Annotated in this window: 23 protein-coding genes and 2 pseudogenes; 15 read left to right on the forward strand and 10 right to left on the reverse strand. The window is 63.5% G+C overall.

Annotated elements, in window-relative coordinates; genetic code table 11:
* Positions 1-119 precede the first annotated feature (119 nt).
* Positions 120-569: pseudogene (locus tag NFC73_RS17265) on the forward strand (recombinase family protein); the annotation flags it as partial.
* A 678-nt stretch (positions 570-1,247) separates the two neighbouring features.
* On the opposite strand, the gene NFC73_RS17270 reads toward NFC73_RS17265, so the two are convergent.
* The 4 genes from NFC73_RS17270 to NFC73_RS17285 form a co-directional block, all read right to left on the reverse strand.
* A complete protein-coding gene (locus NFC73_RS17270) occupies positions 1,248-1,628 on the reverse strand; it encodes a universal stress protein (RefSeq protein ID WP_254752170.1) in 381 nt (126 codons plus the stop codon).
* Between the two features lie 43 nt (positions 1,629-1,671).
* Positions 1,672-3,699, reverse strand: a complete 2,028-nt coding sequence (locus NFC73_RS17275) for a tripartite tricarboxylate transporter permease (protein WP_254752172.1) — start codon at positions 3,697-3,699, stop codon at positions 1,672-1,674.
* 8 nt (positions 3,700-3,707) lie between these two features.
* On the reverse strand, positions 3,708-4,916 hold the full coding sequence (locus tag NFC73_RS17280; RefSeq protein ID WP_254752174.1) for a Bug family tripartite tricarboxylate transporter substrate binding protein: 1,209 nt from the start codon (positions 4,914-4,916) through the stop codon (positions 3,708-3,710).
* A gap of 83 nt (positions 4,917-4,999) precedes the next feature.
* A complete protein-coding gene (locus NFC73_RS17285; protein WP_254752175.1) occupies positions 5,000-6,079 on the reverse strand; it encodes a PrpF domain-containing protein in 1,080 nt (359 codons plus the stop codon).
* 276 nt (positions 6,080-6,355) lie between these two features.
* Here NFC73_RS17285 and NFC73_RS17290 point away from each other — a divergent pair, with 276 nt between their 5' ends.
* Entirely contained in the window at positions 6,356-7,270 is a 915-nt protein-coding gene (locus tag NFC73_RS17290) for a LysR family transcriptional regulator (protein WP_254752177.1), read from the forward strand.
* A gap of 132 nt (positions 7,271-7,402) precedes the next feature.
* Entirely contained in the window at positions 7,403-8,575 is a 1,173-nt protein-coding gene (locus NFC73_RS17295; RefSeq protein WP_254752179.1) for an MFS transporter, read from the forward strand.
* A gap of 217 nt (positions 8,576-8,792) precedes the next feature.
* Here the strand turns inward: NFC73_RS17295 and NFC73_RS17300 are convergent, their stop codons facing one another.
* Positions 8,793-9,041, reverse strand: coding sequence for a hypothetical protein (locus NFC73_RS17300; protein WP_254752181.1), 249 nt, complete (start codon positions 9,039-9,041; stop codon positions 8,793-8,795).
* Between NFC73_RS17300 and NFC73_RS21055 the strand changes: the two genes are divergently transcribed.
* Positions 8,979-9,452 carry a tetratricopeptide repeat protein gene (locus NFC73_RS21055; RefSeq protein WP_372494688.1) on the forward strand — a complete coding sequence of 158 codons (474 nt, stop codon included), beginning with the start codon at positions 8,979-8,981 and terminating at the stop codon, positions 9,450-9,452. The two genes, NFC73_RS17300 and NFC73_RS21055, sit on opposite strands and share 63 nt — an antisense overlap.
* A gap of 910 nt (positions 9,453-10,362) precedes the next feature.
* Here the strand turns inward: NFC73_RS21055 and NFC73_RS17305 are convergent.
* Positions 10,363-10,796 (reverse strand): annotated as a pseudogene (locus NFC73_RS17305) (PfkB family carbohydrate kinase); the annotation flags it as partial.
* 204 nt (positions 10,797-11,000) lie between these two features.
* Between NFC73_RS17305 and NFC73_RS17310 the strand changes: the two are divergent.
* The 5 genes from NFC73_RS17310 to arfA all read left to right on the forward strand — a co-directional run bounded on the left by NFC73_RS17310 (position 11,001) and on the right by arfA (position 16,993).
* Positions 11,001-12,002 carry a LacI family DNA-binding transcriptional regulator gene (locus NFC73_RS17310; RefSeq protein ID WP_254752183.1) on the forward strand — a complete coding sequence of 334 codons (1,002 nt, stop codon included), beginning with the start codon at positions 11,001-11,003 and terminating at the stop codon, positions 12,000-12,002.
* 182 nt (positions 12,003-12,184) lie between these two features.
* Positions 12,185-13,516, forward strand: coding sequence for an extracellular solute-binding protein (locus NFC73_RS17315; RefSeq protein WP_254752185.1), 1,332 nt, complete (start codon positions 12,185-12,187; stop codon positions 13,514-13,516).
* 27 nt (positions 13,517-13,543) lie between these two features.
* Entirely contained in the window at positions 13,544-14,500 is a 957-nt protein-coding gene (locus NFC73_RS17320; protein ID WP_254752187.1) for a carbohydrate ABC transporter permease, read from the forward strand.
* A gap of 2 nt (positions 14,501-14,502) precedes the next feature.
* Complete coding sequence (locus NFC73_RS17325; RefSeq protein WP_254752189.1) at positions 14,503-15,393, forward strand: carbohydrate ABC transporter permease; 891 nt, start codon at positions 14,503-14,505, stop codon at positions 15,391-15,393.
* Between the two features lie 61 nt (positions 15,394-15,454).
* Positions 15,455-16,993 carry an arabinosylfuranosidase ArfA gene (arfA, locus tag NFC73_RS17330; RefSeq protein WP_254752191.1) on the forward strand — a complete coding sequence of 513 codons (1,539 nt, stop codon included), beginning with the start codon at positions 15,455-15,457 and terminating at the stop codon, positions 16,991-16,993.
* 82 nt (positions 16,994-17,075) lie between these two features.
* On the opposite strand, the gene NFC73_RS17335 is transcribed toward arfA, so the two are convergent.
* Complete coding sequence (locus NFC73_RS17335; protein ID WP_254752193.1) at positions 17,076-17,999, reverse strand: LysR family transcriptional regulator; 924 nt, start codon at positions 17,997-17,999, stop codon at positions 17,076-17,078.
* A 107-nt stretch (positions 18,000-18,106) separates the two neighbouring features.
* On the opposite strand from NFC73_RS17335, the gene NFC73_RS17340 reads away from it, so the two are divergent.
* The gene (locus NFC73_RS17340; protein WP_254752195.1) at positions 18,107-18,547 is read left to right on the forward strand and encodes a CBU_0592 family membrane protein; all 441 of its coding nucleotides are present in this window, start codon (positions 18,107-18,109) and stop codon (positions 18,545-18,547) included.
* Here NFC73_RS17340 and NFC73_RS17345 read toward each other — a convergent pair.
* The 3 genes from NFC73_RS17345 to NFC73_RS17355 all read right to left on the reverse strand — a co-directional run bounded on the left by NFC73_RS17345 (position 18,512) and on the right by NFC73_RS17355 (position 21,501).
* Positions 18,512-19,687 carry an amidohydrolase family protein gene (locus NFC73_RS17345; RefSeq protein WP_254752197.1) on the reverse strand — a complete coding sequence of 392 codons (1,176 nt, stop codon included), beginning with the start codon at positions 19,685-19,687 and terminating at the stop codon, positions 18,512-18,514. The genes NFC73_RS17340 and NFC73_RS17345 overlap by 36 nt on opposite strands.
* Entirely contained in the window at positions 19,687-21,051 is a 1,365-nt protein-coding gene (locus tag NFC73_RS17350) for a type I glutamate--ammonia ligase (RefSeq protein ID WP_254752199.1), read from the reverse strand. Before NFC73_RS17350 ends, NFC73_RS17345 begins: the two co-directional genes overlap by 1 nt.
* Positions 21,052-21,141: 90 nt before the next feature.
* Entirely contained in the window at positions 21,142-21,501 is a 360-nt protein-coding gene (locus NFC73_RS17355; protein WP_254752201.1) for a hypothetical protein, read from the reverse strand.
* A 223-nt stretch (positions 21,502-21,724) separates the two neighbouring features.
* Between NFC73_RS17355 and NFC73_RS17360 the strand changes: the two genes are divergently transcribed.
* The 5 genes from NFC73_RS17360 to NFC73_RS17380 all read left to right on the forward strand — a co-directional run bounded on the left by NFC73_RS17360 (position 21,725) and on the right by NFC73_RS17380 (position 26,385).
* Complete coding sequence (locus NFC73_RS17360) at positions 21,725-22,582, forward strand: phosphatidylinositol-specific phospholipase C/glycerophosphodiester phosphodiesterase family protein (protein WP_254752203.1); 858 nt, start codon at positions 21,725-21,727, stop codon at positions 22,580-22,582.
* A gap of 35 nt (positions 22,583-22,617) precedes the next feature.
* Positions 22,618-23,673 (forward strand): metallophosphoesterase family protein, encoded by a 1,056-nt coding sequence (locus NFC73_RS17365; protein WP_254752205.1) that lies wholly within the window; start codon positions 22,618-22,620, stop codon positions 23,671-23,673.
* A 287-nt stretch (positions 23,674-23,960) separates the two neighbouring features.
* The gene (locus tag NFC73_RS17370) at positions 23,961-25,325 is read left to right on the forward strand and encodes an MFS transporter (RefSeq protein WP_372494687.1); all 1,365 of its coding nucleotides are present in this window, start codon (positions 23,961-23,963) and stop codon (positions 25,323-25,325) included.
* Positions 25,322-26,125, forward strand: coding sequence for a putative hydro-lyase (locus NFC73_RS17375; protein WP_254752207.1), 804 nt, complete (start codon positions 25,322-25,324; stop codon positions 26,123-26,125). Before NFC73_RS17370 ends, NFC73_RS17375 begins: the two co-directional genes overlap by 4 nt.
* Positions 26,122-26,385, forward strand: coding sequence for a hypothetical protein (locus tag NFC73_RS17380; protein WP_254752209.1), 264 nt, complete (start codon positions 26,122-26,124; stop codon positions 26,383-26,385). Before NFC73_RS17375 ends, NFC73_RS17380 begins: the two co-directional genes overlap by 4 nt.
* The last annotated feature ends 88 nt before the right edge of the window (positions 26,386-26,473 follow it).

Here is a 26,473-nt window from a genome sequence, read left to right on the forward strand (position 1 = left end):
AAGGCAACAGCTACCGGCTCAAAAGACACCAACCCGACGCCAGTACGGCACAATAGAACCACAACCCCGTGGCCCCGTTTTCAATTGGCACTATTGGCCCTATTTTCGGTTGGCGTTAACACCGGGCGCGGCCCGGACTCAGGGAAGCGCTGGCCGCCTGCCGTGACGGAGACACCCTGGTCGTGACCAAACTCGACCGCCTGGCCCGGTCGCTGCGCGACGCGAAGGACATTGTCGACGAACTCACCCGCCGCGAAGTCAAGCTGAGCATCGGCGGTTCCGTCCATGACCCCACCGATCCCGTGGGCCGGCTTCTCTTCAACGTCCTGGCAATGGTCGCCGAATTCGAAGCCGACTTGATCCGGGCACGGACCCGGGAAGGCATGGCGGTCGCCAAGGCGAAGGGCCGTCTGCGGGGGAAACAGCCCAAGCTTTCCAAAAAACAGGAAGCCCACCTGGTCTCCGTTCACCGGGCAGGGACGCACACCACGGTGGAACTTGCCGAACTCTTCGCGGTAGCGCGCTCAACTGTCTACCGTGCGATCAAACGCGCAGGCGACGCCACATGACTACTTAGCGTGATTTCTACCGATCCTCCTCGGACTCCGTATCGCGCGGCGCCACCGAGACTTGTGCAGAGGACTTCGGAAATTCCGTGCAGACGACTTCGGAAAATGACAGCTGGAGTCGTGCGGGAAACAGCTTCTGGACACTATTCTGACGGTTTTTGAATAGCTGCCTGACGTCCAGTTGGGGTGTACCCCAACTGTTGTCAGCTCAGTTTTGCTTGACTGGTCGCCGGTACGCGCGTAGTCCGTCGCTGTGCAGGAACAGCGCCCGGCCCTTTCCGTCGTCCTGCTGTAACCAGATGACGCTGCCGTCCCTGGCGAGCATGTCGATGCGGCCTGAGGTTATGACTTGTCCGTGATTGTGGATCTCTACCTGGTCGGCGCGGGAAAGTGTGGACCAGTTGGGAATGGGTTCGGGCCTCGGAGATCCGGTGTGGGGCTTGGTTACGCGAGAGCGGCTGTTCATCTCGGTTGTCCTTGATCTGGAGTGGTTAGGGCGAACGGGCGAATAGTTCTTCTGGGTAGTTATGGGAGGGGCAGGGTGACCGTTTGGTCACCCTGCCTCCAGTTGCGTGCTGCGCTGTCCTCGCGCCCGTCCGTCGGGCTACCTGTTGCGATGGAGTGCGGGAACGGCAGCGCACGCGCCGGACAATGTGTCCGGCAGTCAGTAGCGCCGGGTCAGAGTTTGTCGGCCCGGACTGCGAGTACGGGACACGTCGCATCCAGCAGGATGCGCTGAACGGTGCTTCCCAGGATGAGCTTGCCCACCATGGACCGGTGCCTCAGTCCAATGACAATCACTTCGACGTTGCGGTCCTGGGCAATTTGGATGACCGCGTCCCCCGGATCACCCAGGATCGAGGATTCGATGGTCAAGGCCAGACCAGCCTCGGTCAGCTGGCCTTCGAGCTCCTGCAGTTCCTGTGCGTCCAGGTCGTGGTGGCCACGGCCGATATTCACGATGAGCAGGTCTGACTTCCGCCGGTGGGCTTCGTTGATCCCCTCAGTTAGCGCCTCCCTGCCCTCGGGAGCGGATGCGTAGGCTACGAGTACCGTCATTTTTTGATTCTCCAATGGCATTCTATGTGCGGGGTGTCCGGTGCTAGATGAGGGTGTTAAGCCAGCCCTGCGGCAGGTCAATCGGCAGCAGCGAGGGCAGTGCCAGGAGCACGAGATACAGGACGCCGGTGTAGATGATGGCGACCTTGAGTCGGGCCCTTGCAACGATCAGGAGGAAAGCCGGGATGAAGATCGTGACTGCAATCAGGTATCCGAAGGCGGCGGTGAGAGCCAGAAATCCTGTCATCCAAAGGAAGGTCTTCAGTGCGAACTTTGCGTCAAGGGTCCAGCCTGCCTTCGCGGGCTGCGTGCCTCGGATCCCCTCTGCCTCCTCAGCAAGGGTCTCATCTGCCTTCGGGGTTCTGTCGCGAAGCCTTCTCCGGATCTCAATGAAGAGCAGGATGCCCGAGAAGATCAGACCTCCCGTGCTCACCAGTTGGGGGACCAGTCTGGCTTCCGGTGAGAATGAAGCGGACGAGATGAAGGCGGCGGCGAAGGCGACGAAGAAGATGCCTGATGCTGTGAGGGACCAGGTGGAATTCTTCAGCGGTGCTTCGTCGTCCTCGGGCTGTTCGTCCCGGTGTCCATCGTCAAGGTTGGTGTGTCGGCGGGCGCGGATGAACTTGATGAATGCCCAGATCATCGGCAGGATCAGGATTGCCAGGAAGACAATGACGCCGGGGCGGGCCATCCAGTCGAATCCTTCGTAGAGGCTGTCGGTGAGGAAGTAGTAGCGTTCCAACGGAATGGCAAGGACGAAACCGATCAGGAAAGGTGCCCGGGGGAACCCTGTCGATTTCAGCAGCCAGCCGAAGACGCCCAGGATGATCATGATCCAGAGGTCGCCGAGCTGGCCGCCTTCCTGGAATGAGCCCAGGAGCATGATGGCTACGAGGCCTGCTGCCAGGACGGCGAAGGGGACCTTGGTCAGTTTTGCGAGCTGTTTGACGCTAAGGAAGCAGAGCAGCGCGCCAAGGATTGAGGCGATGGCGAAGGACCAGACGATCAGGTACATCAGGTCGAGGTGTTCGGTGATGATGGAAGGGCCGGGCTGGATGCCGTAGGTGAGGAGCATTCCCAGGAGCATCGCTGAGGGCACGCCGCCGGGGATGCCGAAAAGGAGAGTGGGGATCAGGTCGCCGGCTTCCACGGAGTTGTTGGCGCTTTCGGGGCCGACAATACCGCGGGGGTCTCCCTTGCCGAACTGGCGCTTGTCTTTGGCGGTTGCGACGGCCTGGCCGTAGGCCATCCAGGTTCCGGCGGTGGCGCCGACGCCGGGCAGGACGCCTGCCCAGATACCGATGAGCGCTCCCCGGATGACCTGGGTCCAGTGGGTGAGCCATTCCCGGATGCCTTGTCCCCAGCCGCCGCCGAGGGTGATGGTTTGCTTCTCGCCGTGGCGCTGGCTGGCGCGGGATGCGATTTCGGCCAGGCCGAAGATGCCCAAGGCAACGGCGACGAGTGAAAGGCCGTCGCCGAGGAACAGACTGCCGAAGGTGAAGCGTTCCTCAGCTGTCGTCGGTGAGGTCCCGACCATGCCGAGGATCAGGCCAAGGAGGCCTGCCGAGACGCCCTTGATGATGTTTCCCCGTGACAGGACTGCCGCCAGAGATACACCGAGGACGGTCAACATAAAGAGCTCGGGGCTGGCGAAGGAGAGGACCAGAGGCCGGGCCAGCGGGATGGCCAGGGTCAGACCGACCGCGCCGATGATGCCTCCTGCCATGGAGGAGAGGAACGCCAGGGTCAAGGCGCGTGCTGCCTGCCCTTTTTTAGCCATGGCGTAGCCGTCGAGCATGGTGACGCTGGCTGATGCTGAACCGGGGGCGCCGAGCAGTACGGCGGAGACGGTGTCTGAGGTGTGGACGACGGCGAGGGCGCCGATGAGGAGCGCCAGGGCCTGGGGCGGTTCCATGCCGAAGGTGATGGGCAGCAGGATTGCAACGGCTCCTGTGCCGCCGAGTCCTGGGATGAGGCCCATGATCAGACCGGCGACCGTGCCGATCAGGAGCATGATGAGGAGGGAGGGGTCAGCGAGGGATGCCAGCGCTGCCATTGCGGAGTCAAGCATGATTGTCCTTATTCAACGTGGATGTTGTATTTGCTCGAGAGCAGCCCTGTGACATAGGACCGGACGGAGCCGCTGACTTTGTAGGCGTCCCGGACGCGATCAGCCACTCCGGGGTCCGCGACGAGCGGATAGCCGCCCAGCACTTTGGACGCTTTCTCCTGAAACCCGGTGTCTGCGCCAAGTTTTTCGCTGGACTGGCGCAGCAGCTCGTAGGCCTTCTCCGGTGTCTCCTGTGGAACCCAGAGTCCCTTTTGGTACGTGTAGGTGAGCCCGAGCAGGGTCTTGTACGCCTCGTACTTTTCGCCTGAGGGTTTCGTGCCGTGGAGCGTTTCGTAGGCTTCTGCGACAGTGGGCACATCGGGGAAGTTGGGATCGCGGACGACGTCCCCGGCTTCGTTCAGCTGGCCGAAGGACATCAGGACGACGGCCTTGCCTTCCTTGACGATGCCGGCGACGGCTGAGCCGTAGGCTGAGGTCGTTTGGTAGTCCAGGTCGATCTCGCCGCGCTGAAGGGCCAGGTTGACGGGGCCCCGGCCTTCGAACCCGAAGGTGCTCGTCACGTCTGCTTCCAGCAGGTCGAAGGCGACAAGTGTGGTGATGTCCAGGCCCGTGGCGCTGATCCCACCGAACTCAAGCGGCTGGTCCCGGTTGATCAGGTCCTGAATACCCGCAACCCCGGCTTCGGCCCGGGCATAAATCACTCCGCCGGTGCCATTAACCACGACCGGCTTGAGGTCTTCAAAGGAGTACTTCACAGCCGAGCGTCCCAGGACCCAGGGAACGACGGTCGATGCTGTCCCGACGAGGATTTCGGTGCCGTCGGTCTTGGCTGAGCGGGCGAACCTGTTGGTGCCCAGGATGCCTTCACCGCCTGCTTCGTTCACGGGCGCAAAACCGGGGCGGCCCGGGACGTAGTTAGTCAGTTCAGTGCCGATGAACCGGGCCCAGGTATCTGTTCCACCGCCTGAAGCCAGTGGAATGAGGAATTCGAGGGTTTCGCCGCTGAAATTACCGTCTTCGGTGCTGGAGGGCGGGTTCAACAAGCTTCCACCCAGGACGGTGGTTGCGGTACCCAGCAGTGCGAATGCGCCTACGGCTGCAAGGATGGTGCGCCGGGAGTGCTTGGGCGGATCGGGCTGCTCGCTTGGCTCGGTCTGCCCGTCGGTGCCTTCCGGGAAGAGTCCGGGCGGCTCCAAGGATGACTTGTTGCTCGTCATTGAGGAATCCTTAGGTTGGGCCTACCTCTATGCAACACCACTCCGGTGGCGATAGGAGGACAGGCTGTTATTTTGTGTTCCGCTTACCAGGACTCTGGAAGCAGCAGTTCGGCGTCCGCGATGCGGCGGGCGCTTCGGATGGTTCCGACAACGGGCACGCCGTCGCTGGTTTCCGCCCAGGTCTGGACGAGGCCGGCGGGAGTGCGCATGATCAGCCCGGAGGAAGGATCAGTTGTGAGGAGATCTCTGACCACGGTCCCCTGGTGCTGCGCGGCCATGGTCAGCGCTACGCTTCCCGTAATGGCCAAGGCCGGGTGGAGCCTGCCCATCGACAGCATTCGGACGTTGAGGTCAGCTTCATCGCCCGGGGCCGCCCGGCCGACCAGCGCCAGCTTCGGTATCGCCCGCGCGGCCTCAGCGCGCGTGGCTACAAGGCCCATGCGCACGGCGGCATCCCGGCGGACATCGTCCAGATGCACAAGGAGCGCAGCCTGGCTGTCGATATCCGCGGCCGTCTCGTTGCCGGTGAGGCCAATGGACTCAGCGTCCAGAATAATCAGGGGAGCACCGGCATCAATGAGAGTCGCCTGCACCTCCCGCCCATCGAATGTCACTTTCTCCACCGGTTCGCCGGTAGGGAACAGTTTCCCGGTGGTTCTCCCGGCGGGGTCCAGAAATCCCATGCCGACTGACAGCCCGGGGAACGGAACACCGGGAATAATCTGAGTGCCCGGGTCCTGAAGCTTGCCGTCCGGGGTTTGAACCTTCTGCAGAATGAGCTGATCAGTGTTGGTGTTCAGGGTCCGGACCGATGTGTTCTCTTGGCCGGGAGCCACCCAGCCCCGTTCAATGGCATACGGCGCGACGACGGCCGAGCAGTTCCCGCAGTTACTGCCCCAGTCCACCCGCTGCTCGTCGATGGCCACCTGCGCAAACGTGTAGTCGACATCGGCCTCGTCACTGAGGGAGCGGGACAGGATGACCGCTTTGCTCGTCGTGGACGTTCCGCCGCCTACGCCGTCGATCTGACGGTTGTCGGGGCTGCCGAAGAGACGCAGAAGAACTTCATCCACGCTCTTTCCGGGAACCTGCAGGTTGTCCCACTCGAACACCCAACACTTGCTGGTTCCGCCACGCATCCACGCTGCTGGGATCTTAAACATGATTGCTTTCACACCTTCCTGGGCCCTTCATCGGGCCTGCAAGCCTTGCCGGCTGGTCTAAGTGTGATCCGAACCTCAGATGAATTACAAGCGCCAAATACTGCATATCCATGCACCTTTACTTCAATCACTCAGCCGCAAAATGCCGTTATGAAGGGTCGCGCAAGGTCGCTGAGCGCGCAGGGAGCGAATTTGAGTGCTAAATTCCGCCATAGATGAAGCGTGAGCATAAGATTATGAGGGGGGCATAAGAAATACTTCAAAGGAGGCGCGGCTGTGCTCAACATTCGAAGGCTCGAATTGCTACTGGATGTGGTCGAGCTTGGATCGATCACCGCTGCCGCAGACAAGCATGTGTACTCCCCATCGGGAGTTTCGCAGCAGCTGCGGCGTCTGGAAGCTGAAATCGGACAACCTCTTCTTCAGCGGCAGACCCGTGGCATGGTCCCCACAGATGCCGGGCATGTTCTCGCCGCGCACACGCGTCGCATCCTGCGTCAGATGGCTGCCGCAGAGGCAGACCTGGCAGAAATCGCAGGACTCCACCGGGGCAGCCTCACCATGGGGACCTTCCCCACCCTGGGTGGATCCTTTCTCCCGCTTGTGATCAGCAGGTTCAAGAAGGAGTATCCGGCGATCGAGCTGCACGTCCGCAGCAGCCGCTTCGAGGACTTGGTTGAAATGCTGGAAAACGGCCAAGTAGGAATGTCTCTCCTCTGGGACTACGAATGGAACCGGATCAACCCGGGCGACTTTGCCCTCACGACTGTCTTCGAGGACGCAACAGCGCTCATTGTCGGCAAGGACCACCGACTGGCGCGCCGGAAGCAGGTGGACATGGCAGACCTGGCCACAGAAGAGTGGATCGTTCGCGGTGAGGCCCATCCCGTGGTTGAAGTACTGCAAAGAAGCGCACGTGCGGCAGGATTCACGCCACGGATCGCTTTCCAGGCCAACGACTACCAGGAGGCCCAGGCTATGGTCAGTGTTGGCCTGGGCATAGCGCTCGCTCCGCGGACCGCCGTGGTCAATAAGCATCCCGGTGTCAGCATCGTTTCGCTGGGTTCGAGTGCCCCGTCCCGAAGGGTGCTCCTCGCTCACCGGCACGACAGGGTACGCGCTGCCGCGGAAATGGCCTTCCAGGCAACGCTCCTGGAAGTTGCCAAAGATACAACCGCGGACTTCCGGTGAAGGACTGCTTTCGAGAAGTTCCGTGCCGGCAGTGAGGCACTTCGCATCAGGGTCCCTTCCCTTGGCATCGGCTGACCTGACAGAGCCAAAGGGGGAGTGGTGAGCGGGGGAAAGTCCAGGCGGTGGTTATGGATGCTGATCGCATCGGCGGTGCTTTGCCAGATCGCTCTCAATCTGGCAAGGCCACTCATCTCTTATAAGGTGTTGGCCCTGGGTGGCGATTCGGTTGCAGTCGGCCTGACCTCTGCCTCCTTCGCCCTCGTCCCGGTGGCGATCGCCCTCTGGCTGGGTCGAATGTCAGACCGCCGCACGTCGATGAAGGGTATCACCCTGGCTGGGGCGCTTTTGCTCGCGGCCGGTCCGTTCCTGCTGTCCACCGCCCCATCCCTGCTGCTCGTTGGTGTCGCCAGCGCGGTACTGGGTATTGGACACCTGTGCTTCACGATTGCCGGGCAATCCGCCATCGCAAGATTTGTTCCGCTCAGCCGGATGGACGCAGCCTTCGGCTGGTTCACCGCGGCATTCTCCCTTGGCCAGCTCGTTGGTCCACTTGTTGCAGGTCTGGCCATGGGATCTGCAGGAAACGTGCCCGCCGCCGCCCGGCTCATGGACGCAAACGCGGCACTGATACTCGCGGGGGCAATAGCGGTGCTGGCCATTCCGGTCACTCTCGGGGCATCGGTGAAGGAACGCGCAAGTGCACGGGAAACCTCCGGGGCAGCTCCAGCGAAGGCCCCGGCATCGAAGCCCGTGGCCCACCTTCTGGGTATCCCCACGGTGAAGACCAATATGATCGCCAGCCTGGCACTGCTGGCCACGACCGACATTATTGTTGCGTTCCTTCCGCTACTGGGAGAAGAAACCGGGATTGCTCCCATCGGAATCGGTGTCCTTCTTGCCATCCGGGCGGCCGCCTCGATTACGTCCCGTCTGCTCCTGCCCGTAATGCTGTCCCGGTGGAGCAGAACCGGACTCATCACTGCCAGCCTCGTTGGGGCAGGTATCACCTTGGCGATCCTGCCGTGGCTGTTCGGGAATCCTGTGGTGGCGGCGGTCCTCTTAGCCATCGTTGGATTCTTCCTCGGACTCGGACAACCAATCACGATGACACTCATTACTCAGGCGGTTCCTCCGGACGCGCGAGGTGCCGCCCTGGCGCTGAGGCTGCTCGGCAACCGCCTCGGACAGGTTGCTTTGCCGATCGGGGCAGGGTTGCTGGCAGCTCCAGCTGGACCGGGGGGAGCCTTGTGGATGTCGTCAGCAGTCCTCTGCGCCGCGTCCATAAGATGGCCAAAAAGGTCGTGAGTCTCTCGTTCCAACATTTGGAATGAACTGCCATGGAAAGCCTGTTTGCCTAGGGGATCGGCGGAGTCAGAAAGTTGCGGTGTCTGGCGGTATTAGCGACATCTGCGGGTTCGTCCATCACTATGAAGCTACGGTCCCGATGCCGCGAAGTGTGAAGATGCCTGAGCCCCGAGCGGAGCCGCAGATGAACCGTAACGAGCCATTCGCAGAAGCCGCCTCAACGCTCCAGGAAATGGTAGACAGCGGCGATCTTGATCACGCCCCAAGGGCCGCGGTCTCCCTTGGGACGCTGCGGCTGGAGCTCGGTGACCCCGCCGGGGCGAAGAGGGCGTTTCAGACTGCGAAGGACAGCGGGCACCACGAATACGCGCCAAGAGGCGCGGTCCTCGTCGGGATAAGGCTGATGGAGGCCGGCGACTGGGATGGAGCCCGTCGTGCGCATGAGCATGCTATCGACAGTCGCCATCCAGATCATGCGCCTTCCGCTTGGGTCATGATGGGGATGCTCCTGGAAAAACAAGGAAATCAAGGTGAGGCGAACGGAGCATACCGGGCGGCCGTTGACAGTGGTAACGCTGAATATGCACCCTTGGCCGCGGTCGGACTGGGGGTTACTCCTCCAAGGACAAGGCGACGCTACAAGCGCCCAAGCGGCCTACCAAAAAGCACTTCACAGCGGATATACAGCGCCGTTCCTACTTCCGCGAGAAGGCCGCGGGATACGGAAACCCTGACGTACTCATGGGTCTCGCGGAGCTTCACATCGCCGAACGGGACGTACCAAGAGCCCGACTGCTGCTTCAGCAGGCTGCGGTCCTGGGCAACTCTGTCGCAGCCCATTCACTTCAGATATTCGGTCCGGACACCGCGACCGTAACCAGCGACACCGCATCTGAAGCAGTCTTGAAACTTGCCCAGGCAGGAGACACCGACAGCATGAACATACTCGGACTCCAAGCGGCCGTTCGCGGAGGCGTCAACGAATCATGCTCACGGTGGACCAAGTCTGCCCGCGAGAGGGACGTGATAGCCCCGCTGTTACTTTCGCGCCAAGGGTTAGCGGACTTCCGCATAGTGAGGAGTGCTGATACGTACCTTCGGCGGACCATAGCCTAACGGCAATTGAGCAGCTCCATTGCCGAAGCAGCCGACCAGTCGAGGTCTTCGGCCCAGGCAACACGGCGCAACCGCCGTTTCTTCACCCAAGTGCTCAGAAACTGACTGCACAAAAGGAATGCCACAGGGTCCGGAAACGGGAAGTTATGCACCCAAGCCGTAAAAGCGCGACCCGTTGTCGTGAAGGGCGAGACTCGCGTCGTCGGCAAGGATGTCCGCAACGAGTTCCAGGTCCTCTGGTTGGAATGGCACACGGGCTCTTGTGCTGGGAAGGTCGGTTCCGAACATTAGAGCTCCTGGGTTTTCTTGGTGGATCTCCCGGATAGTGGAAGAGACGTCGAGTTGGACCCGCCCGAACCCCGTGGCCTTTACCCGTACGCCATGGGACACGAGGCGGAGCAGGACTTTGCGATGCTTTCTGAATCTGGGTCCGGCTACACACGAGGCCGCGTTCGGCCCCCTAACTTTGAGCAGGCCTGCTCCAACAGTGCTGTTCAGAAGGCACGAATAGTTCGAAATCGAATATGCACGCTTACCAGTACTTTCGTTGCCTGAACCGCAACAGCCCTGCCGTTGGCACTAGCTGACTTCCCGCTCTGGAATATATGACCAGGAGTGCGTTTGGTCCTCCGTAGGCCCGGTCGCACCGAAGCACTTGTCACTCGGTTTGCCTATCGTGCTTGTGGGCCTAAGCCACCAAGGTCGTCAAAGCCGTGGCGGCAGCTGGTCAGGCCCTGCTGGGGTGAGCACGTCACGGAGTTCTTCCAGGGTGGGTTGGCTCCGGGGCGGCGCACAGTGAGAGCCGCAGCAACTGAGGCTGTGCGACCGAGGGTTTCCAGTACTGATGGAGCCAGGCCGTCAGTCCTGCGGGCCAGCAGGCCCGTAGATCAGTGCTGACATGTAGGAATCCCCGGCGCCGATAGTGTCCAAGTCCTCGAAGAGGGAGCGTGCTTCTGCCTGGGTTCCCAGCAGGGCGGGCCGGATGTTGGGGTCGTACGTCACGGTGCTGCCGGTGTGCCTGCTCGAGGAACATCTTCTCCGTAGCGGCGCCGGGGGCAAGGAATGTGGCAATCGAGCCTGTGTGAAGCGTCCGCCGATGAGTAGAGGAGGTTTCCTGCCCAGTTCTTCATGTGCTCGGCTTTCGGATGGAGGTACGTTTCGCTCAATCAACTGAGAGCGCTAACAATCGCCCTGTCAAGACGCTTCGGCCGCCTCCCGCCGAGGAGGGCGGTAACATCATCAGCAGGTCATCCGCAGCGCCAATTCACTGGCCGCAGGCTTTGGCCCAACAGGCTTTGAAAGGGGAGCAGTGCGCGCAACAGTCAAGGACGTCGCGCGTCGTGCCGGCGTTTCACCCAAGACCGTCTCGAACGTGATGAACGGAATCATTCCGGTCAGCGGAGCCACCAGGACCAAGGTGGAGCAGGCCATTCTCGAGCTGGATTATGTGCCCAACCTCTCCGCCCGCGGACTGCGCAACGGAAGGTCCGGTGTCATTGCGCTGGCCCTGCCCGATCTTGGCACGCCGTACTCGGCAGAAATTGCCCACCACATCGTGGAAGTGGCGCACGAGCAGGGCTGGATCGTGCAGATCGAGGAAACCGGCTCCGATCCCCAGCGCGAGCACGAACTCATGGTGCGCGCCCGCTCCAACCTGATCGACGGACTGATCCTCAACCCTGTGGTGCTGGATGAGAGCGCCGTCCAGGTGGGCGTTGCCCTTCCGCCCGTGGTCCTCCTCGGCGAGGTCCCGCAGAAGCTCGCCGACCGTGTCTTTGTGGATAGCTTCGCCGCCGCACGTGACATGACTCTGGCCCTGGCGCAGCCCGGGCGCCGGCGGATCGCCGTCCTGGGAACCACCCAGGGCAGGGGATCGGCTGCGGCGATACAGCGAACCCAGGGCTACGAAGAGGCATTGGAGATCCTTGGCATCGAACGGGACGAGTCGCTGCTGATTCCCTGCGAGAAGTGGATGCCACAGACTGCTGCCGATGCGCTCACTGCCTACCTGGAATCCCATCCGCTGCCTGAGGCGCTGTTCTGCTTCACGGATTCCATGGCCATCGGCGCCCTGAGTGTGCTGTGGAAGAGGGGCCTGCGCATCCCGGAGGACATTGCGGTGGCGGGTTTTGATGACATCGCTGACGGCCGCTACGCGGTGCCGTCGCTGACTACGGTCTCGTTCGACAAGCGCGCCATTGCCAGCGAGGCCCTGCGCCTGCTCACGGAGCGGATGGCGGACAGGGGCCACGAGCAGCGCGTGGTTTCCGTGGACTACGCCATCGTGGAGCGGGACAGCAGCCGCGCCTGAAACGAGAGCGGCCCACCGGATTGTTTGCGCTAACAATTTTCTCTTGCCCTGTCCATTACATCGATGTAATGTGAGGCGTGCGTCACCCCCTGAAGGCCTCGGTCCGGGACGGGACGCACCGGAACCGGAGTTTTGAGCACCAAGAAGTGACCTTTCCGCGGACCCATCCAAAGGAGTGACGGGTGAAGCAGTTTGAATTTTTCGGGAAGCAAGTGTCCCGACGGCAGTTATTGACAGGGACGGCGGCCTTAGGCAGCGTCCTGGTAGCAGGCGGCCTGACCGGCTGCGGCGGAAACGCCCAAGCCTCCAGCATTCGGGACATCGGATTCTGGCACCTGCTGTCCGGCGGTGATGGCATCAAGATGCAGGCGATGATCAGCCGAGCCAACGAGGCGAACCCCGGCTTCAAGGTGCACCCCACGGTCCTGGCCTGGGGCCCGCCGTACTACACCAAACTGGCCATGGCATCGGCTGGCGGCCGGCCGCCGGAAGTGGCCATCATGCATGCCAGCCGGGTTCCCGGCTACGCCCCGGGCGGGCTCATTGACCCCTGGGACCTGGACCTGCTGGCCGAGCACGGCGTCACCGGCGACAACTTTGCCCCGCGCATCTGGGAGAAGAGCCAGCAGAACGGCAAGGTGTTCTCCATCGCGCTGGATTCGCATCCGTTCGTGATGTTCTACAACACGGACATCGCCGGCAAGGCCGGCGTCCTGGGCGCCAGCGGGCAGCTGCAGGAAGTAACTACTCCGCAGGAATTCATGGTCATGGCCCGGGAAATGCAGAAGGTCACCCAGGCCCACGGCCTGTCCTTCGGTTACCTCGGCAGTGGCTCCCAGATGTGGCGGCTTTTCTACACGCTCTACAAGCAGCACGGCGCGGACATTGAACTGATCCCCGGCCAGCCGATGAAAGTGGACCGCGACGCCGCGATTGAGTCCTTGGAATTCATGGCATCGCTCTTTGATGACACCATCGCCGCCAAGGCCGGCGACATCAGCACGGGCATCGCGGAGTTCGCCCGCGGCGACTCGGGAATGCTGTTCAGCGGAGTGTGGGAACTGCCCACGCTCAAGAAAGCCGGACTTCCGGTGGACGCCGCCACCATTCCCACCCTGTACGGAACACCGGCAGCCTACGCGGACTCGCACTCGTTCGTCCTGCCGCGGCAGCTGAACGTGGATGACGCGAAACGGCGGGACGTCTACAAGTTCGTCAGCGACGTCCTCAAAGGATCAATCTCCTGGGCGGAAGCCGGGCACATTCCGGCCTACCAGCCCGTGGTCCAGTCGCAGGCCTACCGCGACCTCACGCCGCAGATCCACTATGCCAACGCAGCAGACAGCATCGCCTACGATCCCGAAGCCTGGTTCAGCGGCTCAGGCTCGGACTGGCAGACCTACTTTGCGGAGAACGTCCAGAACGTGTTCCTGGGCCGCGACAAGGCGGCCGCAGGCTGGGACGCCTTCGAGCGCCGCACCAACACCCTTCTTTCCCGGCCCAACCCGGTCTAACCGCACCGAGCGACAAAGGAGTCCTTCATGAGTTCTTCACTAGCGTCCCGGCGCAGCACCGGCCAGCCGGACACAGCCCCGGGGATCCAACCCCAACCAACGCGCCGACCCTCGCGGAGCCGGACCAGGAGCAACCTGAGCGGCTGGGGATTCGCCGCCCCGTTCCTGGCCTTCTTCCTGGTCTTCCTGGTGTGGCCCATTCTTTACGGCTTCTTCATGAGCCTGACGGGCAAGTCCCTTACCGGCGCCAATGACAGCCTGATCGGCTTCGCGAACTACGCCGAGGCACTGGCCGACGCCGACATGTGGCGCTCCCTGGGAAACACGCTGTACTTCACCGTCATCAGCACTGTCCCGCTGGTCCTCGTGGCCCTGGTGATGGCGGCCCTGCTGAACGTCGGGCTCCCTGCGCAGTGGCTGTGGCGGCTGTCCTACTTTGCCCCTTACCTGCTGGCCTCCACCGTGGTCTCGCTGTTCTTCACGTGGATGTACAACCCGCAGCTGGGCCTGTTCAATGACTTCCTCTCCAAGCTGGGCCTCCCCAAAGTCGCCTGGCTCAACGATCCCAACGTGGCCATGTGGGCGATCGTCATCGCCACGCTGTGGTGGACCGTGGGGTTCAACTTCCTGCTGTACCTGGCCGCGATGCAGAACATCCCCGCCCAGCACTACGAGGCAGCGTCCCTGGACGGCGCCGGAGCCTGGCGGCAGTTCTTCTCCATCACCCTGCCGCAGCTGACCCCCACCACGGTCATGATCGTCCTGCTGCAGATCCTCGCATCCCTGAAGATCTTCGATCAGGTGTACCAGATGACCGCCGGCGGGCCCGGAGGATCAACCCGCCCGGTGGTGCAGTACATCTTTGAAACCGGGTTCACCGGCTACCGGCTGGGGTACTCCGCAGCCATCTCCTACATTTTCTTCGGACTGATCGTGCTCATCTCGGTCATGCAGTTCGCCGTCACCCGCCGCAGGAGTGCATAACCATGGCAACCCCTACCCTCACCCGTCCCGCCCCACGCACCAGCGAAGGGCTCCGCCGCCCGCGCACGAAGATGACAGCAGGCAAGGTCGCTGCGCTCGTTGTTGCGGCGTTCATCGCCGTACTGTGGCTGGTTCCGTTCGCCTGGGCCACGGCCACCGCTTTCAAAACCGAGACGGACGCCGCCTCTCCCAAGGTCAGCTGGATGCCGCCGTCGGGCTTTACCGCTGAAGCGTTCGTCAAGGTGTTCCAGGACGGCAACATCCCGCTCTGGACCTGGAACTCGTTCTACACCTCGGCGGCCATCACGGCGATCACGCTGGTGATCTCGGCGCTGGTGGCCTACGCACTGTCCCGGATCGACTTCAAGGGCAAAAAGGTGCTGATGACGGTGATCATCGCTTCGATCATCATCCCGCCGCCGGTCCTCATCATCCCGCTCTTCTACCAAATGCTGGCGCTGCACCTGATCGATACGTCGTGGGCCATCATCCTGCCGCAGGTCATCCACCCCGCCATGGTGTTTGTGCTCAAGAAGTTCTTCGACCAGATTCCCCGCGAACTCGAGGAAGCCGCCGTGATGGACGGCGCCAGCCGGCTGCGGATCTTCACCCAGATCATCCTGCCGCTGTCCCGGCCCATCCTGGCCGCCGTCGCGATCTTCGTGTTCATCGGTGCCTGGAACAACTTCCTGTGGCCGTTCATAGCAACGAACGACGGCGCTCTCCTCACCCTCCCGGTGGGGCTGCAGACCATCAAGAGCGCGTACGGCATCCAGTACGCGCAGAACATGGCCTCCGCGCTCCTCGCGGCGCTGCCCCTGATCCTCGTCTTCCTGTTCTTCCAGCGCCAGATCATCAAGGGCGTCGCGACGACGGGACTCGCCGGAACCTGATCCGGCACCTTACTTACCACCCACCAAAAAGACCTGAACCACAACCAAGGAGATACCGCTCATGTCCCGCGCACGGATCACCCTCGACCGCGACTTCACCATCGGCGAAGTCCCCCGCCGCCTGTTCGGCTCCTTTGTGGAGCACATGGGCCGCTGCGTCTACACCGGCATCTACGAACCGGGCCACCCGGAGGCCGACGAGAACGGCTTCCGCCAGGACGTGCTCAAGCTCGTCAAGGAACTCGGTGCCACCGTCATCCGGTACCCCGGCGGCAACTTCGTCTCCGGCTACAACTGGGAAGACGGCATCGGCCCGCGGGAGAACCGTCCCCGCCGGCTGGACGGCGCTTGGCACACCGTGGAAACCAACGCATTCGGCCTGCACGAATTCGTGGACTGGTCCCGCCAGGCCGGCACGGAAATCATGGAAGCCATCAACCTGGGCACCAGGGGAGTTGACGCGGCCCGCGAGATCGTGGAATACGCCAACCACCCCGGCGGCACCTACTGGTCCGACCTCCGCGCCAAGAACGGCCACAAGGATCCGTTCAACATCAAGCTCTGGTGCCTGGGCAACGAGATGGACGGGCCGTGGCAGATCGGCCACAAAACCGCCGAGGAATACGGCCGCCTGGCACAGGAAGCCGCCAAGGCCATGCGCTTTGTGGACCCGGACATCGAACTGGTGGCCTGCGGAAGTTCCAGCTCCGCCATGCCCACGTTCGGCGACTGGGAGCAGACGGTCCTGACGCACACCTACGACGAGGTGGACTACGTCTCCCTCCACGCCTACTACCAGGAAAACGAGGGCGACGTCGGCAGCTTCCTCGCGTCCGCTGTGGACACTGACTACTTCATCGAGTCCGTGATCGCCACCGCCGACGCCGTGCGTGCCAAGGGCAAACACAAAAAGCACATCAACCTGTCCTTCGACGAGTGGAACGTCTGGTACCAGCGCGGCCTGGACACCGAGGACCAGCCGCACAACGTTGCCAAGGCGGGCTGGCGTGAGCACCCCCGTGTCATCGAGGACAAGTACAACGTCACGGACGCCGTGGTGGTGGGGACCCTGCTGAACTCGCTGCTCCGCCACGGCGACCGCGTCAAGATCGCCAACCAGGCGCAGCTGGTCAACGTCATCGCGCCGATCCTTTCGGAGGAGAACGGGCCGGCCTGGAAGCAGACCATCTTCCACCCGTTCGCCCGCATGGCGGAGCTGGCCAAAGGCCAGATCCTGCGCCTGTCTGTCGACTCGGACAAGTACGAAAATGCCCGCTTCGGCGGCACCGACCTGGTGGACGTCAGTGCCACGTGGAACGAGGAAACGGGCCGCGTGGCACTGTTCTTCGCGAACCGCGGCCTGGAAGAGGCGGCCGACGTCGAGGTTGCCCTGCGCGGCTTCGACGCCCGCCGCGTTATCCGTGCCGAGGTCCTGGAAATTCCGGAAGGCGGGGACCGTTTCACGGCCAACACCCAAACCAGTCAGAACCAGGTAGGGCTCAAGCCGCTGGAAGGCGCGAAGGCGACCGGCTCCGAACTCCGGCTCACGCTGCCGGCGCTGTCCTGGGCTGTCATTGAGCTGGAGGTCGTCAAGAGCTGACCCTTGCCGCAGCAATGCTGAGCGGACGACGGCGGGAGGTCCCCGCCGTCGTCCGCTCTGCCAGTTTCCGGCATGCGGTGGCTCAGGATGTCGACCGTGTGTCGAACGCCGCAGCCGATTCCCGCAGCAGGCGTGCGACGGTGTCCACTGGCGTGCTGGGTGACCGCCGCCGGTCGAACCGTCGCAGAACGATGCGACGGGTTCCGAGTCCGGGGACGTCCAGGACGTCCACTCCGTCGTGGGCGATGCCGCTTAATGCCAGGGTGGGCACGATCGCAATTCCTTCGCCGGCGGCGACGAGTGCGAGTGCGGTCAGTGTTTCCTGGTACTGGTGCGCACTCTCCATCTGGGCGCCCGTTGACTGACGGAGCCGGCCGAGCACGGCAGCGTTGGCGGCTGTTGGGTCGACGCCGAGCCACGGAAGGGGCAGCCGGGCCAGGTCGATGTTCTCGGTGGTGAGCAGGGCACCCGAGGGGACCACCAGCTTCCACGGCTCGTCCAGCAAGGGCTCCTCGGTCATTCCGGCGGAGAGCGAACGCTGCTCGGCCGTGGTCGAATCGAGCTCGACCACCACGGCGTCGAGCTGGCGCTGGCGGAGCAGCCGCATCAGGTCCGGAAAGCCATCCTCGACGATCCGGATCTGCAATTGCGGGTACTGCGTGCGCCACTCGGGCAGGCGCGGGATCACCACCGTCCGGACAAAGCTGGTGAATCCGCCCACGCGCACAACACCAGCCACCGTGGCCCCGCCTTCGATCCGGGCGCGGGCAACGCTGAGAGCACGTTCAATCTCCTCGCCGGCTTCCGCTACTGCCAGGCCGGCGGGTGTCAAAACTGAGCCTTTGGGCGTGCGCACCACCAAGGCATGCCCGGTTTCGTCTTCCAATTTGGTGAGCTGCTGTGAGACGGCCGACGGGCTGATTCCCAGTTCGTCAGCCGCAGCCAGCACCCCGCCCGTGCGGGCAACAGCAAGAAGCACGCGCAGCCTGCGCGGATCGATGTCCATGTTAAGTAGTTCTAAACCATGTCTTCAGTGGAATGCAATTGCTCTAAAGGTTCGGCGTCCTGATAATTGCTCTTAAAGCAGCCGGGCATCACCTCTGAAAGGACATCATGGAACTGCTGTGGGAAATTGCAGGCTGGTCAGGGGCAGTATTGATCCTGTCGGCATACCTGTCTGTCTCCATGGGTTGGTTGAAGGCCGGCAAGCGCTTTCAGGTGGCCAACCTCGTCGGTGCATGTGCCTTCATCATTAATGGTGCGGTCCACGAAGCGTGGCCCTCAGTGGTCACGAACGTTGCCTGGTGCCTCATTTCCGCCATCGCGATTCTTCGCATGCGGTCCACGCACGAGTCGCCGGTGGCCGCAGTTGAGGCGCCGCAGGTGCAATTTCCCGGTGTCCCTGACACAACCGGCCAAATCGCTGTTGTCGAGGCAATTACCCTTGCCGTTCATGGCGACGTCGCCGTACGCGCGGCAGAGTGCCAGGCCAGCCTGCGCGACGGGCGGGCAGCGGATTCAGCGATCCACAGTAGCGCCGCGGTGAAGTGCTGACGGCAGCGCGTACACGCGGCGGGCGTTGTCCTGTGCGACGAGCTGCACGATCTTGCGGGCGTCCGCCTCGGAACAGTCGTCGTCGTCGATCCATCCGCCCACTACCTTGGTGATTGCGTTGCGCCACAGTCTCGCGCCGAGATAGTGGAGTTCGGCCGGGCCCAACGCGTCGGAGGAGTACAGGATTTTCGTGAAGGGAGCCAGCTCGAATGAGCGGGCCACCAGAGCCCGGCTCCGTGACCCGGTGAAGTTCACGGCAAGGCCCACATCGATGTAGACGTTTTCAAAGGCGTGGGCCAAATAGCCGGCCTCGCGCTCGAACGGATAGCAGTGCAGCAGCATGATGGGTGTGTCCCGGACTTCGGGGGACCGCAGAAAATCCAAGAGGTACAGGGGATTGGTTTTGTGGAGGTCCAGGTCGCGGTCACCGAATCCCACATGGAATTGCAGCGGAAGCTTCCTCGACACCGCCGTGTGGATCCCGTGGGCAATGAGCGTCACATCGGTGAGCTTTGGGTGGATGCCGGCGCACGCGTTCTCCTGCCAGCGGCGGGCTGCTTCAACAACCGCAGCCCGTGAAGGCCGGCTGAGATCCTGGTCGAATCCGGCGCGGTAGGCGAGAACTGTTTTGACGCCCACGGCGCTGCGGGTGAGCTCGTGAAGCCGCTGACCGAACGCGTCGACGTAATCTGCAGGATTGGCGATCTCCCGGAGCACCGACTCGGCGACCCGTTCCAGCCGAACGATCTCGTGGGTCCGCCCAGCGGAGACATCGGCCATGCCCGCCGTGCCGAGGTAGTCTGCGGCATCCAAGCCCGTATCGATCAGCCAGTCGCTCACGCCGGCAGCGCGGGTCATGCGGCGGCACACCTCGAGTTCTCCCAGCTCGGAGCGCCGGCTCCAGTAGTCCGCCGGTGAGGTGTGCCGCGGCAAATCCAGAATGCCGCTGCACCAGCGCCGGATGGCGAGCCCGATTTGGGTGTTGTAGGTGTCCTCGGGCGTGGCCAGGGGTTCGGTGTTCCCCTCGTTGAGCGAGTTCTGAAAGCGTGCCTCATCACCGTCAGCGTGGAACGCGCCATGCACGTGGTGATCAATGAGGCTGACTTGTTCGACGAAGTCGGGGAACGAACCGCCCGCCATCAGATCGACCAGGCAAGTCGAAAGCGTTCGGCAAGCTCGTCCGGCGAGAGGTCCGCGGAGATCCGCTGTTCGTAGCGCCGGACGGCCACCGTGGCGTCGACGATGGCGTCCCCGAGGAGCCCGCGTGCAAGGGGTGACGTGTCCAGCGTGTCGATGATGGCGGCGGGGGAGTTCGGGAGAAGCCGGACGTTGGCCAGGTGCCGCTCGTCTTCCGAAAGCCGTGCGGGGTCACCCGGGATCTCTGCTGGAAGCCTGCGCCCGGTACGGATGCCGTCCAGGGCGAGCGCGAGGATGGCTGCGGAGGCCAGATACACGTTGGCCGACGGGTCGACGATTTTCACCTCGACGTTGGCTCCATGCGGATTGCTGTTGCCCTCGTTCAGAAAACGAACTGAGGCCTCCCGGTTTTCCAGGCCCCAGCATAAGTAGGCGCCCGACCACGTGCCGGGTGCCAACCGGCTTCCGGACAAGACTGATCCCGTGAGGAGACCCTGGACATCGGGAAGTCCTGCGATGATTCCGCCGATGGCCGCGCCTCCCTCGGGGCAGATGCCGTGCGGTCCGCTGCCGCCGGAGAACAGCGGCAGGCCGTTCCTGTGGAGCGAAAAGTGCTGGTGGGCGCCGTTTCCGACGGTGCCGGGAAAGGGCAGCGGGGAGAACGAGGCCTGCATGCCGTGGGCCCGGGCGACGATGCCGACGATGATCTTGGCAACCACCACGGTGTCCGCTGCCTGAACCGGCGATGCCGGGGGAAGCGAAAACTCGAACTGGTTCCTGCCGTACTCGGCGTGGATCTGCTCCATCGGAATGCCGGCATGGTTCAGCACCGACAGCAGATCATCAAGGAATTCCGATCGGTCCAGAAGGCCGGTTGCCCCGTACGGAGCCCAGGGTGTGCTTTCCAGTGCTGAACCGTCCGGGGCGACGAGGAAGAATTCAAGCTCGTGGCCCACGAGTGCCTGGTATCCGGCCTCGCCGAGGCTGCCGTCGACACCGGCCAGAAGGCCGCGGGCACAGGCCGGAGACGCAGCCCCGTCCTGTTCGAAAAGGCTGCCCGGCGCCCATGCACGGCCAGCCTGGAGGATACGGAGTCCCCCGATATCGATCTTGAGGCGCATATCGCCAACGGGGGTGATGCTGTCCGTGAACGCTATCCCGCCGTCGATGGTGAAGACATGCCAGACGGGGGCAGCACCCATTCCGGATTGGTGGAAGGCTTTGAGCCGGGCTAACGGGACGCTCTTGGCAAGCGTGATGCCCGAAGCGTTCACCACCGTGCCGATCACCGTGCGGACGCCGGCCGCTTCGAGCTCGCGCTGGGCCTTGGCAACAGCGGATTCGTCGGCTGATGCGATTTCAGTCATGCGCCTATCATGCGGCCCCTCCCCGTCCAATGAAAGGTTCGGAAGGTCTGCCGCTCCACCAGGTTCTGGCCCCTGAGGACGCCGCCTGGCCTAGGTGCTGAGGTTCCAGTGGACCCGGATGGCCTCGGCCATGGGGCCGGCGCTGACGTCGACCCGGAAAGCAACGGGCGCGGTCCCCGTCTCCTCGATGACCGAGTCACGGTACACGCGGCCGCATGAGGGACACAGGGTGTAGAGCTCCCCATCCGCCGGCCATTCCGCCAGCTCCGCGGGGACGGGGCTGCCCTCTCCGCTGAAGACCGGGACGCCTTCTGAGTTCGCCTGGATCAACCCGTCCTTGCTGACGGTGTTGCCGCACACGCAGGTGATGGTGGTGACATCATGATCGATCACTTCGGCGGTTTCAGTGTCCACGATGACCTCCCGGCGCTGGAAGAGACGTTCTTTCAATTAGCTTATGCCTGCTGATCCGCGCGGTCGCCCAAACAGGCGCCATTCGCCCAATCTGTGACCCTCTGCAGAGGCGCGGCCAACCCGACGCCTCCTGTTCACCGTCCCGAAACCGTTGGCGCCACGCCCGTTCTCCGGCAGCAGGAAGTCTTTTCACGCACCGCCGCCCAGCGCCCCCATCGCCTGGGAAATGAACCGACCCTGCTGTACCAAGGAGAACCCCGTGTTCCTGAAAAGCGCCGTCACAGGCCTCGTAGCCCTCACCTCCCTGACCGGAATCGCCGCCCCGCCGGCGGCAAATCCCGCCAACGCGCCGTCGTCCGTGGTCCTCGGACAGCCGCTGGCCGCAGCCCATGCCCACAACGACTATGAGCACGACCGTCCCCTGTTCGATGCGCTGGAGCACGGCTTCACCAGCGTCGAAGCCGACGTGTGGCTGGTGGACGGCGAACTTCTGGTGGCCCACGATCTTGAGGACGCCAAGCCCGGAGTAACGCTCGAGAGCCTCTACCTCGATCCCCTGGACGAGCTGGTGCGGAACCAGGGACACAGCGTTTACCCCCACTGGGACGGCAGCCTGCAGCTCCTGATCGACATCAAGAGCGAAGGCGAAGCCACCTACGCCGCCGTCGAACAGGAGCTCGCCGAGCACCGCGACATCATGAGCCGCTACAGCAGCGGCACCACGAAAACCGGGCCCGTCACCGCCGTCATCAGCGGAAACCGTCCCTTGGCCACGATGCAGGCACAGGACAAGAGGTTCGGCTTCTACGACGGCCGCTCCGCCGACCTCACCTCCGGCATGCCCGCCGGGCTGATGCCGTTGGTCAGCAACAACTGGACCAAGCTCTTCACCTGGCAGGGCGTGGGCCCCGTGCCCGAGGCCGAACGCACCAAGCTCCAGGCGTACGTGGCTGACGCCCACGCCAAGGGCTACCGGGTCCGCTTCTGGGCCACCCCTGACCAGCCCGGCGCCGCGCGCGAAGCTGTCTGGAACGAACTCTTCGACGCCGGCGTGGACCACATCAACACCGACGACCTTGCGGCGCTGGAACAGTTCCTCGCCGCCCGCACGCTCTAAAGCCGCCCCCACCCAGCAGAGACAGGAACACCACCATGCCTTCAAAGTCAATGAAAACGACGACGGCGGCGGCGGCCGTCCTGGCGCTCGGCCTCCTTGCGTCCCAGCCCGCCATCGCAGCCAATAACACCGCTGACAGCGCCTCCAGCAACGAAGCGTTCACCTTTGGCGTCATCGGCGACATCCCCTACGGCGCCGCCGAAATCGCCAAATTCCCGTCCCGCATCCAGGACATCAACGCCGACAGCGCACTGAAGTTCGTCACCCATGTGGGCGACATCAAGAACGGCTCCTCGGTGTGCTCGGACGAGTACTTCGCCAACATCCGTTCCCAGTTCGACACCTTCGAGCACCCGCTGGTCTTCACCCCGGGCGACAACGAGTGGGTGGACTGCCACCGCACCAACAACGGCGCGTACAACCCGCTGGAACGGCTGGACAAGCTGCGGGAGGTCTTCTTCGACGAGCCCGGCAAGACTCTGGGCGCAACCATGCCGGTTAAGACGCAGGAGACGCTTGGGCTTCCGGAAAATGTCCGCTTCACCCAGAACCGGGTGGCCTTCTCCGTGGTGAACGTCCAGGGCAGCAACAACTCGCTGCTTCCGTGGAGCGGCCTGGGCGAGACCGCACCCACGCCCGAGCAGCTGGCCGAAGTTGAGCACCGGACGGATGCCGTCCTGGACCAGATCCGCGAGACGTTCAGCGACGCCGAGCGCCGCAACGACCGCGCCGTGGTGCTGATGACGCAGGCCGACATGTTTGATCCGTCGCTGCTCGCCGCGGCCACTGCCAACCCGGATGCGGTCTCCGGGTTCCGGGAGATCGTCGCGGCCATCATTGAAGAGACCAACCGCGTTGACCGCCCGGTCTATCTCATCAACGGCGACAGCCATGTCTTTGCCGAGAACCAGCCGCTGGCGGAAGGCTCACCATGGCTGGAGGTCTACGGCCAGCCCGCCGCGGATGACCTGCAGCGCATCACCGTGGACGGATCCGCCAACGCCACCAACTACGTCAGGTTCACCGTTGCCGGCAACAGCAGCGACGGCGATGATGTCCTGAGCTGGGAGAAGGTCCCCTTCAGCCAGTAGGCACCAAACGGAAGCGGACGACGCCGGGAGTCTCCCGCCGTCGTCCGCTGGCGTTTAACCCATAAACCCCTTGACGGTGTGATCTGCGTCGCGTAGGTTGTTCAACAAGAGGATTGTTCAACAATCCAACGATCGCCGCAATTCCGACTTCCGCAGCCACCCTGACGGCAAGCCGCCCAGCCGCCCAAATGTCCCACCCTGCAACGCCGCAGGCGGGGACAGAAACAGGCACCAGCACCATCCATCCCGAACACGGATGACATCAACTCTCTTCATGGAGGATTAACATGGCCACTCCCCAAGCAATGGCCCCCGTTGACGCAAAGCCCCCGGTGGCGCGCAAGGACATGTACAAGGCATTCGCGGCCAGCCTGACCGGAACCGCGCTGGAGTTTTACGATTTCGCCGTCTACTCCGCGGCGGCTGCGATCGTCTTCCCGCTCATCTTCTTCCCGGCCTCGGACCCGGTCACGGGCACCCTGCTGGCCTTCTCCACCTACGCCGTGGGTTACATTTCCCGTCCCGTTGGCGGCATTATCTTCGGTCGGCTCGGGGACGAGATCGGCCGCAAGAAGATCCTGGTCATTACGCTGATGCTGATCGGCGTGGCCACCTTCCTCATCGGCCTGCTGCCCACGTATGACAACATCGGCGTCATCGCCCCCGCCATCCTCGTGTTCCTCCGCTTCGCCCAGGGCGTCGGCGTCGGCGGCGAATGGGGCGGCGCGGTGCTGCTCTCCAGCGAATTCGGCGACCCGAACAAGCGCGGATTCTGGGCCTCTGCCGCACAGATCGGCCCGCCTGCCGGCAACCTCATGGCCAACGGTGCACTCGCCGTCCTCACCCTGACCCTCTCCGAAGAAGACTTCCTGAGCTTCGGCTGGCGCATCGCCTTCCTGATCTCCGCGCTGCTGGTGGCCTTCGGCCTCTGGATCCGGCTCAAGCTCGAAGACACCCCCATCTTCAAGGCCATGGAGGCCCGGGGCGACAAGCCCAAGGCCCCCATCCGCGAAGTGCTGGCCACCCAGCGCCGGCCCCTCATCGCCGCCATGCTCAGCCGCATCGGCCCGGACGTCCTGTACGCCATGTGCACCGTCTTCACGCTCACCTACGGCATCCAGGAGCTCGGCTTCGACCGCGGCCAGGTGCTCGTCGCGGTCCTGATCGGGTCAGCCCTCCAGATCTTCACCATGCCGCTCGCCGGCGCCATCTCCGACCGCATCAACCGCCGCCTGGTCTACGGAATCGCCGCAGTTGGCGCCGCCGTCTGGGCCTACCTGTTCTTCATCGTCCTCGAAGGCCGGTCCCCAGTCATGCTGATCGTGGGCATCGTGCTGGGCCTGCTCTGCCACTCGTTTATGTACGGACCCCAGGCAGCGTTCGTCGTCGAGCAGTTCTCGCCGCGGCTCCGCTCCACCGGCAGCTCACTGGCCTACACGTTCGCCGGAATCATCGGCGGCGCCATCGCACCGTTTATGTTCACCCTCCTGCTGAGCACCTATGACAGCTGGGTCCCGGTGGCCATCTACCTCAGCGTCGCCTGCCTGCTCACCCTGGTGGGACTGGCCCTGGGCCGCGACTCCAACGTTGCCGAGGATGAGGAATACCTGCAGGCCGGGCAGGCACCGACTGAACTTGTGGAGTCCAAGTGAGCCAGCCGCACGCCCTCCTGACCCCCGCCGACGCACGGCTGAAGTTCCGCAACGGCCTGGCCACCCCCACCTCCGGCTGGAGCGACGGCTACACCCAGGCGAACCTGATAGCGGTGACGGCCGACTACGCCGATGAATTCATCGAATTCTGCCGGCTGAACCCCAAGGCCTGCCCCGTCATCGACATCATTCCGGCGGGACAGTATGAAAGCGCCCTGGCGCCCGGCTCCGATATCCGCACCGATATCCCCGCCTACCGCGTCTGGGTGGACGGCGAACTGGCCGAGGAGGTCACCGACGTCGCGTCTGTGTGGCGTGACGACATGGTGGCCGTCCTCATCGGCTGCAGCTTCACCTTCGAGGCCGCGCTGGCCAGCGCAGGGATCCCGCTGCGGCACACCGAAACCGGCCGCAACGTGCCCATGTACCGCACGAACGTCGAGTGCACCCCTGCCGGACGGATCCACGGCCCCCTGGTGGTCTCCATGCGTCCGATGCTGCCCGAGCTGGTTGAAACCGCCATCAGGGTCACGTCGGAAGTGCCGAAGGTCCACGGCAGCCCGGTCCACGTCGGGTCACCGGAGGACCTGGGCATTGCCGACATCAACCGCCCCGACTTCGGGGATGCGGTGGAGATCCGACCAGGGGAGGTGCCGGTGTTCTGGGCCTGCGGCGTGACACCGCAGAGCGCAGTGATGGCATCCAGGCCCTCCTTCGCCATCAGCCACGCTCCCGGGCACATGTTCATCACTGATGTTCCGGAAAGCACCTACCGGGAACCGGCGGGAGCGCCGTCGTGAAGCGGAGACTTCCCGTGGCCGAGAAGCGGGCCCGCCGCGTCATCAACCTGTCGGTGCCACGCCAGCAGGCCACCGGCACACACTGCGAGCTGACCGGCGTCTGGCGGAGCCCCACGGGAGCGAGCATTCAGCTCTACGAGGGCCAGCTCATTCCGAGCGATTCCGGCCGGCCCTGCGTCTGGACATACGCAGGCCTCCCGGCAAGCAAAACGGATTCGCGCGAGGCCCGCGTGGCCACTGCCGACCACCACAGACAGTAGTTTCGGCAAACTCCAGCGGACGACGGCGGGAACCTCCCGCCGTCGTCCGCTTGCTTTAATCGGGGTGCTACGGCAGCCGCAGCACCCC

This window comes from Pseudarthrobacter humi (assembly GCF_024294965.1).
Taxonomy (GTDB): domain Bacteria; phylum Actinomycetota; class Actinomycetes; order Actinomycetales; family Micrococcaceae; genus Arthrobacter; species Arthrobacter humi.